Source organism: Actinomadura montaniterrae (assembly GCF_008923365.1).
GTDB classification, from domain to species: domain Bacteria; phylum Actinomycetota; class Actinomycetes; order Streptosporangiales; family Streptosporangiaceae; genus Spirillospora; species Spirillospora montaniterrae.
Genome location: NZ_WBMR01000078.1, coordinates 1 through 11,792 on the forward strand (window position 1 = coordinate 1; position 11,792 = coordinate 11,792).

At 74.2% G+C, this 11,792-nt stretch carries 12 protein-coding genes and 3 tRNA genes; 4 read left to right on the forward strand and 11 right to left on the reverse strand.

What is annotated here, in order from left to right; genetic code table 11:
* Window positions 1-25: 25 nt before the first annotated feature.
* The 4 genes from F9B16_RS24750 to F9B16_RS24760 form a co-directional block, all read right to left on the reverse strand.
* Window positions 26-886 (reverse strand): HEAT repeat domain-containing protein, encoded by an 861-nt coding sequence (locus F9B16_RS24750; protein ID WP_151542515.1) that lies wholly within the window; start codon window positions 884-886, stop codon window positions 26-28.
* Window positions 887-950: 64 nt separating this feature from the next.
* A complete protein-coding gene (locus F9B16_RS54180) occupies window positions 951-1,031 on the reverse strand; it encodes a putative leader peptide (protein WP_404800517.1) in 81 nt (26 codons plus the stop codon).
* A 50-nt stretch (window positions 1,032-1,081) separates the two neighbouring features.
* On the reverse strand, window positions 1,082-3,271 hold the full coding sequence (gene recG / locus F9B16_RS24755; protein WP_151542516.1) for an ATP-dependent DNA helicase RecG: 2,190 nt from the start codon (window positions 3,269-3,271) through the stop codon (window positions 1,082-1,084).
* A 33-nt stretch (window positions 3,272-3,304) separates the two neighbouring features.
* A complete protein-coding gene (locus F9B16_RS24760; RefSeq protein ID WP_151542517.1) occupies window positions 3,305-4,909 on the reverse strand; it encodes a DAK2 domain-containing protein in 1,605 nt (534 codons plus the stop codon).
* Between the two features lie 201 nt (window positions 4,910-5,110).
* Here F9B16_RS24760 and rpmB point away from each other — a divergent pair, with 201 nt between their 5' ends.
* Entirely contained in the window at window positions 5,111-5,305 is a 195-nt protein-coding gene (gene rpmB, locus F9B16_RS24765; RefSeq protein WP_067632165.1) for a 50S ribosomal protein L28, read from the forward strand.
* A gap of 231 nt (window positions 5,306-5,536) precedes the next feature.
* On the opposite strand, the gene thiD is transcribed toward rpmB, so the two are convergent.
* From thiD to F9B16_RS24780, 3 genes are all read right to left on the reverse strand, one after another.
* Window positions 5,537-6,367, reverse strand: coding sequence for a bifunctional hydroxymethylpyrimidine kinase/phosphomethylpyrimidine kinase (gene thiD / locus F9B16_RS24770; protein WP_151542518.1), 831 nt, complete (start codon window positions 6,365-6,367; stop codon window positions 5,537-5,539).
* A 52-nt stretch (window positions 6,368-6,419) separates the two neighbouring features.
* A complete protein-coding gene (locus F9B16_RS24775; RefSeq protein ID WP_151542519.1) occupies window positions 6,420-7,382 on the reverse strand; it encodes a cellulose binding domain-containing protein in 963 nt (320 codons plus the stop codon).
* A 101-nt stretch (window positions 7,383-7,483) separates the two neighbouring features.
* A complete protein-coding gene (locus F9B16_RS24780; protein WP_151542520.1) occupies window positions 7,484-8,404 on the reverse strand; it encodes a thiamine-phosphate kinase in 921 nt (306 codons plus the stop codon).
* Window positions 8,405-8,559: 155 nt separating this feature from the next.
* On the opposite strand from F9B16_RS24780, the gene F9B16_RS24785 reads away from it, so the two are divergent.
* Both F9B16_RS24785 and F9B16_RS24790 read left to right on the forward strand, forming a co-directional pair.
* Window positions 8,560-8,793 carry an Lrp/AsnC family transcriptional regulator gene (locus F9B16_RS24785; protein ID WP_151542521.1) on the forward strand — a complete coding sequence of 78 codons (234 nt, stop codon included), beginning with the start codon at window positions 8,560-8,562 and terminating at the stop codon, window positions 8,791-8,793.
* Entirely contained in the window at window positions 8,780-9,253 is a 474-nt protein-coding gene (locus F9B16_RS24790; protein ID WP_225991917.1) for a DUF3515 domain-containing protein, read from the forward strand. The genes F9B16_RS24785 and F9B16_RS24790 overlap by 14 nt, the downstream gene beginning before the upstream one ends.
* On the opposite strand, the gene F9B16_RS24795 is transcribed toward F9B16_RS24790, so the two are convergent.
* On the reverse strand, window positions 9,250-9,849 hold the full coding sequence (locus F9B16_RS24795; protein WP_225991918.1) for a TetR/AcrR family transcriptional regulator: 600 nt from the start codon (window positions 9,847-9,849) through the stop codon (window positions 9,250-9,252). The genes F9B16_RS24790 and F9B16_RS24795 overlap by 4 nt on opposite strands.
* 154 nt (window positions 9,850-10,003) lie before the next feature.
* Here F9B16_RS24795 and hpnR point away from each other — a divergent pair, with 154 nt between their 5' ends.
* Window positions 10,004-11,479 carry a hopanoid C-3 methylase HpnR gene (gene hpnR / locus F9B16_RS24800; RefSeq protein WP_151542523.1) on the forward strand — a complete coding sequence of 492 codons (1,476 nt, stop codon included), beginning with the start codon at window positions 10,004-10,006 and terminating at the stop codon, window positions 11,477-11,479.
* A gap of 22 nt (window positions 11,480-11,501) precedes the next feature.
* Here hpnR and F9B16_RS24805 read toward each other — a convergent pair.
* The 3 genes from F9B16_RS24805 to F9B16_RS24815 all read right to left on the reverse strand — a co-directional run bounded on the left by F9B16_RS24805 (window position 11,502) and on the right by F9B16_RS24815 (window position 11,760).
* A tRNA-Tyr gene (locus F9B16_RS24805) sits at window positions 11,502-11,583 on the reverse strand.
* 25 nt (window positions 11,584-11,608) lie between these two features.
* Window positions 11,609-11,681 (reverse strand) — tRNA-Leu (locus F9B16_RS24810).
* Between the two features lie 5 nt (window positions 11,682-11,686).
* Window positions 11,687-11,760: transfer RNA gene (locus F9B16_RS24815), tRNA-Leu, on the reverse strand.
* Window positions 11,761-11,792 lie beyond the last annotated feature (32 nt).

Genomic DNA, 11,792 nt, shown 5'->3' on the forward strand with positions numbered 1-11,792 from the left:
GGCCCGCCCGCGGGCCCGCGTACGCCTACGCGAGCGCCCAGCGGACCTGGGTGCGCACACCCGGGTCCGGGTCGGTGAGGGATTCGGTGAGCGCCGTGACCACCTCGGGACGGTCCCCCGCCCACTGCTCCAGGGCCTGCACGGCGGCGCGCCGCACGTCGACGATCCGGTCGCCGAGGGAGCGGACGAGCGGCTGGACGGCGACCTCGGCGCGGGCCCGGCCGAGCGCCCGCACGGCGCGGCGCCGCACCTGCCAGCTGGCGTGCGCGGTGGAGGTGACGACGCGTCCCTCCAGCCGCTCGGGGACGCCCAGCTCCGCCGCCGCGTCGAGCGCGGCCATCCGGACGACGGGGTCGTGGTCGGCGAGCAGGTGCTCCAGCGCGGCGAGCGCGGCGGGACCGGACAGCCGGGCGAGGCCCTCGGCGACGGCGACCCGCACCTCGCGGGACGGGTCGTCGGCCGCGTCGGCGACCTCGGGCACGGCGCCGAGCGCGACGAGCCCGAGCACGGCCTGGGTCCGGACCTGCGGCTCGTCGTCCTGCAGACCCTGCGCGTAGAGCTCCCCGGCACCGCGGGACAGGATCGCGAGCAGTTCGGCGGCGGTGTCGCGGACGAGCCGGTCGCGGCCGCGGGACGCGGCGAGCCGCAGCGCGCCGATGCCGTCCTCGCCGATGTACAGCTCCGGCAGCCGGCGCAGCGCGTGGGCGGCGCGGCCGCGGACGTCGCGGTCCTCGTCGGCGAGCGCCCAGGCGAGGGTGTCGCCGGCGCCGCGCGGCGCGTCGCCGGCGCGGACGGCGGCGGTGAGCGCGGTGACGGCGGCGGCGCGGGTGGCAGGGTCGGACGCGCGGAGGGACTCCTCCACGTCGTCGAGCCGGGTGATCGTCATGGTGTGGCCTCCTGGAAGCCGTCGGTCCTGGACGGGCCGGGCGGGCGCCCGGCCCCGGGCGGGATCAGCGACGGGAACACAGGGCGCTGGCCACACGCCGCAGGTCGACGTGCAGTCGGGCGATGAGGGCCACGTTCGGGGTCACGCGTCCATCCTGACGGCGGGCGCGCGCAAAGTCAACTTAATAGGTAGGAATTACGTCTTTTCCAGGAAGCCGGCGCGGTCCTCGTCCAGCAGCGACGCCAGCACGGTCGCCAGCCCCGGATGACCCGACAGGTCCGGATCCGCCTCGACCAGCGACGTCGCCTCGTCGCGCGCGTCGCGGATGACGTCCTCGTCGCGCTGCAGCGTGAGCAGCCGCAGGCTCGACGCGCGGCCCGCCTGCGCGGCGCCCAGCACGTCGCCCTCGCGCCGCTGCTCCAGGTCGAGCCGCGACAGCCGGAACCCGTCGGTCGTCGACGCCACCGCGTCCAGCCGCTCGCGCGCCTTGCTCCCCGGCTCGGCGTCCGTCACCAGCAGGCACAGCCCGTGCAGCGACCCGCGCCCGACCCGGCCGCGCAGCTGGTGCAGCTGCGACACCCCGAACCGGTCCGCGTCCATGATCACCATCACGGTCGCGTTCGGCACGTCCACGCCGACCTCGATCACCGTCGTCGCGAGCAGCACGTCCAGCTCCCGCGCAGCGAAGCGGCGCATCACCGCGTCCTTCTCGTCCGGGTGGAGCTTGCCGTGCAGCACCCCGATCCGCAGCCCGGACAGCAGCTCCTCCAGCTGCGGCAGCAGCTCCATGATGCCGAGCGGGGACCGCCGGCCCTCCTCGTCGGCAGCGACCGCGTCGCCCTCGTCGCCCTCCTTCTCCCCGATGCGCGGGCAGACGATGTAGACCTGCCGGCCCTGCGCGGCCTCCTCCCGGATCCGCTCCCACGTCCGCGCGAGGAAGTTCGGTCGCTCGGGCGGCACCACATGCGTCTGGATCTCCGAACGCCCCGCGGGCAGCTGCCCCAGCACCGACGTCTCCAGGTCGCCGAACACCGTCATCGCCACCGTCCGCGGGATCGGCGTCGCCGTCATCACCAGCACGTGCGGACGGCCCCCGTCGACCTTCTCGCGCAGCGCGTCCCGCTGCTCCACGCCGAACCGGTGCTGCTCGTCCACCACCACGAGCCCCAGGTCGGCGAACTGCACGGTCTCCTGCAGCAGCGCGTGCGTGCCGACGACGATCCCCGCCGTGCCGGACGCCGCGTCCAGCAGCGCCGCCTTGCGCGCCTTCGCCCCCTGCGACCCGGTGAGCAGCGCCACCCGCGTCGCGTGCTCGGCGCCGCCGATCTGCCCGGCCTGCGCCAGGTCGCCGAGCATCCCGGTGATCGACCGGTAGTGCTGCTGCGCGAGCACCTCGGTCGGCGCCAGCAGCGCCGCCTGCCCGCCCCCGTCCACCACCTGCAACATCGCCCGCAACGCGACCACGGTCTTACCGGCGCCGACGTCGCCTTGGAGGAGGCGGTGCATGGGGTGTTCGAGGGCCAGGTCGGCGGCGATCTCGTCGCCGACCTCGCGCTGGCCCTTGGTCAGCTCGAACGGCAGGCGGGCGTCGAACTCGGCGAGGACGCCGCCGAACGACGGCGGGCGCGGCTTCGCGGGGAGCGCGGCGGCCGCGAGCCTGCGCTGCGCCAGCGCGACCTGCACGACGAACGCCTCGTCCCACTTCAGGCGGTTGCGGGCGCGGGTCAGCTCGTCCCAGGACTTCGGCCGGTGGATGCCCTCGTACGCCTCGCGCAGGCCGATCAGGTTGCGGCGGCGCAGCAGCGCCTCCGGCATCGGGTCGGCGGGCAGGTCGAGCTGGTCGAGGACCATCCCGACGGACTTGCCGATCGTCTCGATGTCCAGGCCCTTGGTCGACGGGTAGATCGGGATGATCTCGTCCGCCCACTCCTGCGCGGCCTGCTCGGCGGTGCGCTCCGCGACCACCTTGTACTGCGGATGCGTGAGCTGCCGCTGGACGTTCCCGCTGCGCGGCCGGTAGGTGCTGATCTTGCCGGCGAACAGGCCGCGGGTGCCGGGCGACAGGTCCTTCTCGGGGCGATAGGAGCCCTTGCGGCCGAAGAAGCTCAGCTTCAGCTGCCCGGTGCCGTCGGTGACGGTGATCTCCAGGACGTAGCCGGGGCTGCGGGTCAGCGAGCGGCCCTGCACCTTCACGACCTCCGCCATGACGGTGACGTGCTCGCCGTCCAGCAGCTCGTTCAGCGGCGTCAGCTCGCCCCGGGTGGCGTAGCGGCGCGGATAGTGGTGCAGCAGGTCGCCGGCCGTGTGCAGCTCGAGGCCCTTCTCCAGCACCTTGGCCGTCTTGTCGCCGAGAACCTTGCGCAACGGCTCGTCGAGATTCGCCACGGACTCCTTTCTAGCCCATGGCGGGGACACGAATCACTCGACTCCGATGAGCAGCGGGTAGCGGCGCTGCGCCCCGTCGTAGAGGCAGACCTCCACATCGGGACGGCCCCCGCGCAGGTGCTCCTCCAGTCCCTCGGCCAGCCCGGGCGGCGCGTTGCGCCCGGCGATCAGGGTGACGAGCTCGCCACCGCCCGACAGCATCCGGTCCAGGACGCGCCGGGCGACCTCCGCTATGCCGGCGCCGATCGTCGCGACGTCGCCCTCGATCAGGCCGAGGACGTCGCCGGGACGGCACAGGCCGACGCTCGTCACCGCCTCCTCCGCGGCCACCTCCAGGTGCCCGAACCGGGTGGCGCCGGCGGCGCGGGTCATCGCGATGACGTCGTCGCCGAACCGGCGCAGCGGGTCGTGTACCGCGAGCGCCGCGAGCCCCTGCACGGACGCCTTCGCCGGGACCACCGCGATGCGCGCGCCGCCGTCCCGCGCGCGCTCGGCGGCGGCCTCGGCGAGCGCGAGGACCTCCGGCTCGTTCGGCAGCACCACCACCTCGTCACCGGCCGCGAGGATCGCCTCCGCCAGCAGCGCCAGCGGCGGCACCGCGCCGGGCTCGCGCCGGACGACCCGCGCGCCCGCCTCCTCGAACAGCGCGGCGAGCCCGTCGGCGGCGGTCACCGCGACCACGGCGCGGCCCGCGTGCGGCGCGTGCGGCTCACCCGCGGACGCGGCGTGCAGGTAGGTGACACGGAGGCGGTGCGGGCGCCCGGCGGCGAGGCCCGCCTCGATCGCGGCGCCCGCGTCGTCGACATGCACGTGGACGTTCCACAGGCCGTCGCCGCCGACCACGACGAGGGAGTCGCCGAGGCCGTCGAGCCTCTCCCGCAGCCGGTGGACGGCCTCGTCCGGCGCGTCCAGCAGGTACATGACCTCGTAACCGGGGCCCTGCGGCTCGGGGCGCTCGCCGGGCGGCGGCGCCGTCCCGGCGGTGCGCGCCGGGACCTCGTAGTGCTCCGGGTACTCGTCGGTGATCACGGCGGCGAGCGCGTCGAGCACCACGCACAGCCCGGCGGCGCCCGCGTCCACCACGCCGCTGCGGGCCAGCACGTCGAGCTGCCCGGTCGTGCGGCGCAGCGCCCGGCGCGCCCCGCCCGCCGCCGCGCGGGCCGTCCCGTCGACGCCCGTCGCGGACGCCTCCGACGCCTCCGACGCCGCCGACGCCGCCGACGCCGCCTCGCCCAGCACGCTCAGGATCGTGCCCTCGACGGGATGCTCGACCGCCGCCCTGGCCAGCACGGACGCGTGCTCCAGCGCCTCCGCGAGCGCAGCGCCGCCCTGCTCCGCCGGGGAGCCGAGCACGTCGGCCATGCCGCGCAGGACCTGGCTGAGGATCACTCCGGAGTTGCCCCGGGCGCCCAGCAGCGCGGCCTGCGCGACGGCCCGCCACGCGTCCGCCTCGCCCGCCCCGGACGGCAGGGCGTCCGCCGCGTCCGCCGCCGCGAGGACGGTGAGGTGCAGGTTCGTGCCGGTGTCGCCGTCCGGGACGGGGAAGACGTTCAGCGCGTCGATCTCCCCGCGGGTGCGGCCGAGGGCGTCCGCCGCGAGCCTGCACCACCGGCGCACCGCCGCCGCATCAAGGACCATCGGGTCATCTTGCAGTGCCCTCCCCGCCGGGCGCCAGAGCCTTGACCGCGGCTTCGATTCGCTTAGTCATGGGCCGTTCGGCTAGTCTGATCCGTGCGCCTCGTCCGAGGCGCGATCAGTGAGCGCCCACGATGCCCGGCCCCGCCCGCGGCGGCGACGGGCGGCGCTCCGGTAGAGCATCGACACCACTTGGAGTTTCCCGTGGCTTCCGTCTGCGACGTCTGCGGCAAGGGACCCGGTTTCGGCATGCGCGTCTCCCACTCGCACCGCCGCACCCCGCGCCGCTGGAACCCCAACATCCAGCGCGTGCGCGCCGTCGTGAACGGCAGCACCAAGCGGATCAACGCCTGCACCTCCTGCATCAAGGCCGGCAAGATCGTCAAGCCGACCGTCTGACCGCAGGTAGCACGCCTGAGCCGGTTCATCGGGGTTGCCCGGTGAACCGGCTTTCGCATGCCCGGGCCCGTTCAGATCAGCAGCCCGGCCGTCGCGCGAGCGCGTGACCTGACCGGTGGAGGCGACGCCGGAGGCGAGCCTCCACCGGGAAGATCGCGAAGCGATGCCGCGCTCGCCCAAGCCCGGTCGAGGGGCGAGCCGCCAGGCGAGCCCCTCGGGCCGGGATTGCCGTCAACACAGCCGGGATCGCAGTGAACGCTGCCAGCCGTGGTCGACGGGGCCGATGCCGGTGCCGAGCGGGAAGCCCGCGGCGATCGCGCCGGTGACGTACTCCTTGGCCTTGCCGACCGCCGCGGGGACGTCGTCGCCGAGCGCGAGGTGCGAGGCGATCGCGGACGCGAGGGTGCAGCCGGTGCCGTGGGTGTGCCGGTTGTCGTGCCGCGGCGCGGTGAAGCGGTGCTCGTGCTCCCCGTCGAACAGCAGGTCGGCGGGCTCGCCGGGGAGGTGGCCGCCCTTGATCAGCACCCAGCGGGGGCCGAGCGCCTTGACTGCCTCGGCGGCCTCGCGCAGGCCCGTCTCGTCCACCACCTTGACGCCGGTGAGCTGCTCGACCTCGTACAGGTTCGGGGTGACGACGGTGGCGGCGGGCAGCAGCACGGAGCGGACGGCGTCGACGGCGTCGGGGGCCAGCAGCGAGTCGCCGTGCTTGGAGACGCCGACGGGGTCCACGACGGACGGGGCGCCGGACGCGGCGAGCGCCTCGGCGACGGTCTCGACCAGCACGGTCGACGCGAGCATCCCGGTCTTGATCGCGTGTACGCCGATGTCGGAGAGGACGGAGTCGAGCTGGGCGCGGACGGCCTCGGCGGGCAGCTCCCAGTAGCCCTGGACGCCGAGGGAGTTCTGCGCGGTGACGGCGGCGATGACGCTCATCCCGTGCACGCCGAGCGCGAGCATGGTCTTCAGGTCCGCCTGGATGCCGGCGCCGCCGCCGGAGTCCGAGCCCGCGATGGTGAGCACGAGGGGCGGGGCCTGGCGGGGCGCGGACGCGTTCTGCTGCATGACGTCCACTTTATGGCGATGTATCGCGCGATGCGGCGCGCGGTCCGGGAGCTCAGAGGATGGCGCAGGCCAGCTTGTTCATGATGCAGTAGGTCGGCTTGCGCGGCGTGCCGTTCGCGGTGAAGACGAACTGGGCGGAGCCGCCGGGCGCGAGACCCGTGCGGCCGCGGACGTAGGCGAGCTGGCCGGTCTTCACGACGATCGCGCCGCTGACCGCGCGCACCGTCACGTTCGGGATCTTGAAGGCGAGCGCCCAGCGGCTGACCGTCTTCTGCCCCCGGTTGGTGACGGTGCCGGTGGCCCGGAACGCGGTGCTGGTGCGGGAGACGACGTGGAAGGCGAGGACGAGCCCGTCGGGGCGGCTCGCGCGGCTGGCGCGGTTGCCCGGCCCGCGCTGGGACACCTGGCTGTCGCGGGGGTTGTTGACCGGGTTCTTGGGGGCGCCGCCGCCGGCGAAGTTGAGGGAGATCTGCTGGGTGCTCAGCGCGTACGCGACGACGCCGACGGCGATGACGAGCGCGACGATCGGCAGCATCGGGACGGGAAGCGCGGACACGAGCCGGGCGACCCGGGCCCGCGTCGAAGGCGGGGAAGCTGCGGAAGCCGGGGAGTCCGCGGAGTCCAGGGCGTGCGGCTGCGCGGAGCCGTCGACGCCGAGTCCCGGTGGGGGCGGCGACTGGAAGGCGGCCAGGGCGCCGGGAGCGCTGGGGAAGCGGTCGTCGTGGCCCGCCATGGCGGCGGGGAGGTCGCCCGGGTAGTCGCCGGGATAGGGCTCGAAGCGGTGCGGTTCCGGGGGACCGTGCTGGCGCTGCGCGGCGGGCGGCGGACCGGCGGGGGAAGCGTGCGAGGAGGCGGGAGGGTGGGCCTCGTACGAGAAGAACACCTGGTCGTCGGTCGGGCCCGAGAAGGCGTCGAAGGACGGTCCGGGAGGGGCTCCGAGGAACGAACCCGCGGGCGCCGGATCGTCCGGCGCGGGCTCGTCATCGGGTTGCTCGCGCTTGGTGTGTCGTCCCATCCCATTCCTCTTCGATCACAGGATGTATACCAAACCAGTACCAAACATGCCTACCGGATGAGGAAAGCGCACCCGGTCGGCACCCGGTGTCAACCGGGCGTTCACCCCCGGAAGTGGTCCCATCCGGCGGCGTCCGGGACGCGTCCGTCGACGCGCACCCCGGCACCCCTTCCTACGGTTCCGATCACCGTCCAGGACGGGGGCGGCGGGGAATCCGGCGGGAAGGTCCCGGCGAAGCCGTGGTCCTCGCCGCCGGTGAGCACGTGCCGCAGCCCGTCCGGGCCGAGGGCCTCCGGGACGACCAGTGTCGCGGAGTCGACGTCGATCCGCACCCCGCTCGCGTCGGCGAGGTGCCCGAGGTCCTGGACGAGGCCGTCGCTGACGTCGAGGAGCGCGGTCGCGCCCGCGTCCCGCGCCTCGGCGCCCGCCTCGTACGGCGGCTCGGGGCGGCGGTGCGCGGCGAGCAGTTCGGCGGGCCCGTCGCGTCCCTCGGCGAGCAGCGCCAGCCCGGCGGAGGCGTGGCCGAGACGGCCGCGGACCGCGACGAGGTCGCCGGGACGCGCGCCGGACCGGGTGAGCGGCGCGCCGCCGCCGAGGTCGCCGAGCGCGGTGACGGCGAGGGTGACCTCGGGCGCGCCGACGACGTCGCCGCCCGCGACGGACGCCCCGGCGCGGCGGCACTCGTCGGCGAGCCCGTCGTAGAGCCGCTCGGCCCAGGCGGCGTCGGTGGACGGCGGCGCCGCGAACCCGACGAGCAGCGCGGTCGGGCGGGCGCCCATCGCGACGACGTCGGCGAGGTTCTGCGCGGCGGCCTTGCGTCCGATGTCGTAGGGGCCGGACCAGTCGCGGCGGAAGTGCCGTCCCTCGACGAGCAGGTCGGTGGTGGCGACGACCCGGCCGTCGGGTGCGGCGATGACCGCGGCGTCGTCGCCGGGGCCGAGCCGGACGTCCGGCCCCTGCGGGAGCCGCCGCGTCAGCCGGCCGATCAGCCCGAACTCGCCCAGCTCCCCGATGCTGCCCATCCGCCCCGTTCCCGCCCTCTCGCCGCCCGGCGGCCGTGTCCCGCCGGGCTCGCCCGGGCCCGTGCGCGCGCTGTGCGCCCCCCGGACGCCCGCCGCGCCGCGTAACACGATACGGTGACCGTCCGACGGCTAATTCTCCGCCCGGGGAGGACGTGATGGTGCAGGCCTACATCCTCATCCAGACCGAAGTGGGCAAGGCGGCCGAGGTCGCGGGGCACATCTCCGGCGTTCCCGGCGTGACCCTGGCGGAGGACGTCACGGGACCCTACGACGTGATCGTCCGAGCGGAGGCGCGGAATGTGGACGAGCTGGGCAAGCTCGTCGTCGCGCAGATCCAGACGGTCGAGGGCATCACGCGTACCCTCACCTGCCCCATTGTCCACATCTAGGATCCGGTTCCGCTGGGCGCCGGTCCTGCTGGCCCCGCTGGCGCTGCTGCCCGCGGCGTGCGGGGACGGGGCGGTCGAGGTCCCCGTCCCGCATCCGGACGCGGCGACGCGGCGGCTCTGCGAGGGGCTGCGGCTGCCCGCGAAGGTGCACGGCCAGTCGTTGCGCGACACCAAGCCGGACTCGCAGCTGACGGCGGCGTGGGGGTCGCCGGCGATCGCGCTGCGCTGCGGCGTGCCGATCCCGGCCGCGCTGCGGCAGACGTCGGAGCTGGTGGACATCAACGGGATCAGCTGGTTCGGGCAGCCGGTGGACCGTCCGGTGACGTGGACGGCGGTGGGCCGGCAGGCGTACGTCGAGGTGACGGTCCCGGCGAAGTACCGGCCGGCCGGGGACGTGCTGATCGAGCTGACCCCGGCGATCAAGGCGACGATCCCGGCGAAGCCGGAGGGCCAGATCTAGCGGGCGCCGGGCCGTCCCCCGGCGGGCAGGATGAGCCGCGCCATCTCGGCGAGCCGGTCGGCCATGCGGGTGTAGGAGGTGTAGCCCATGCCGGCGTGCAGGAGCGCACCGGAGTAGGCGAGCTCCAGCGCGCCGAGGACCGCGGGGTCGCCGTGGTCGCCGAGGGCGTCCCGCAGCCGGGTGCGGATCGCGACGCCGATGCGGGCGCGCAGCTCCCGGACGTCGGGGTCGGTGCCGAGCATGGCGGTGGTGCACGCCGCGGCGAGCTCCGGCTCGTCGGAGACCAGCAGCGCGATCTCGCGGAGCACCCGCTCGACGCGTCCGGCGACGTCGGGGTCCTCGCCGGTCTCGACGGGCGGGAGCGCGCTGAGCCGCCGCCAGAACACCTCGGTGATCAGGTGGTTCTTGGACGCGAAGTAGGTGTAGGCGGTGGCCGGCGCGACGCCCGCGCGGCGGGCGACGTTGCGGACGGTCAGCCCCTCGTAGCCGGTGTCGCGGACCTCCTCGACGGCGGCGTCGGTGAGCCGCCGCACCGTATCGGCCTGCCGCGGCGTCAGGCGGCGGCGCGTGGGCTCGGTCGACACTTCTCCGGACACATGTCCAGACATTAGTTCAACGCCCGCCGCTCCGGCAACTCGTTAACTCTCCGTCATCACGGGTAACAGTCCGCTGTCCGGAGCGCCGCGTTTTGCGGGACCACAGCGATCCGGCACCACAGCGAACGGCCGACGCGCCTGGGAAGGGAACCCGATGCGCACTCTCCTGGTCCATCCCAGCGGACTGATGTACTCGGAGATCTTCCTGCGCCTGGAACCGCTCGGCGTCGAGCGGGTCGCCGCCGCGCTGCGCGCCGCCGGCCACGAGGTGCGGCTGCTGGACCTCCAGGTGTTCACCCACGAGGACCTGCGCCGCGAGCTCCAGGAGTTCCGGCCGGAGGCCGTCGGGTTCGGGGTGAACTACCTGGCCAACGTGCCGGAGACGATCGACCTCGCCAAGGAGGTCAAGCGCCGGCTGCCGGGGTGCTTCGTGTTCGCCGGCGGGCACAGCGTCTCGTTCATCGCGGCGCACGTCCTCGACCAGGCGAACGGGGCGCTGGACGCGGTGCTGCGCGGCGAGGGCGAGGTGGCGGCGCCGCTGCTGCTGGAGGCCGCGCGCGACGGCGGCCTCGGCGAGGTGCCGGGCGCCGTGACCGCCGACGGCACGTGCAAGAAGGTGCCGCTGCTGCTCGACAGCCTCGACGCGCCCCGGCCCGCCCGTGACCTGACCCGGCGCCGCCACAAGTACTTCATCGGCGTCCTGGACCCGGCCGCGTCCATCGAGTTCACCCGCGGCTGCCCATGGGACTGCTCGTTCTGCAGCGCGTGGACGTTCTACGGCCGCACGTACCGGAAGGTGTCGCCGGAGGCCGCGGCGGAGGAGATCGCCTCGATCCGCGAGCCCGGCCTGTTCATCGTGGACGACGTCGCGTTCATCAAGCCGGAGCACGGCGACGCGATCGCCGCCGAGGTGGAGCGGCGCGGCATCCGCAAGGAGTACTACCTGGAGACCCGCGCGGACGTGCTGCTGCGCCATCCCGAGGTCTTCGAGCGGTGGCGGCGGCTCGGCCTGAACTACATGTTCCTCGGCATGGAGGCGCTCGACGAGGAGGGCCTCGACCGGTACCGCAAGCGGACGAGCCCCGACACCAACATCAAGGCGCTGGAGCTCGCCCGCAAGATGGGCCTCACCGTGGCCATCAACCTGATCGTGGACCCGGCCTGGGACGCCCGGCAGTTCACGCTCGTCCGCGAGTGGGCGCTGTCGGTGCCCGAGATCGTCAACCTCACCGTCATGACGCCCTATCCCGGCACGGAGATCTGGCACACCGAGTCCCGCAAGCTGACGACGCGCGACTACCGCCTCTTCGACATCCAGCACGCGGTCGTGCCGACGAACCTGCCGCTGTACGAGTTCTACCGCGAGCTGGTGAAGACCCAGTCGGTGATGAACCGCAAGCATCTCGGCGTCGCGGCGGCGGCGCAGACGCTCGGCATCATGGGCCGCCACCTGTGGCACGGGCAGACGAACTTCGCCAGGTCGATCTGGAAGTTCCGGTCCGTCTACAACGCGGACCGGCAGTACGGCGACCATCTGCGGAAGGTCCGCTACGAGCTGCCGGTGCCCGACCACCGCTCCGTCGGGCCCGCCGGCCGCAAGGAGCTGTACATCCACGAGCGCCAGCGCTAGGCGCGGCCCCGGGGACTCCGGGTGGGGCGGGTGGGATTCGAACCCACTCAGACATTGCACCTGTTTTACAGACAGGCCCGACTCTCCCGCGTCGGCGCCGCCCCGTGGGCGGGCCCGCGGCCCGCTTCGTACCTCCGGAGGGATTCGAACCCCCAGCACACGGCACCTCATGCCGCTGTCTCTACCGTTGGACTACGGAGGCGTGCGTGCGGCTCCCGGGATTCGAACCCGGAACGTCCACCATCTGGGGATGGCCCCTCTGCCTGTTGGGGTAGAGCCGCAGGTCTGTGCGAGGCGTCGCTCGCGGCGGCTC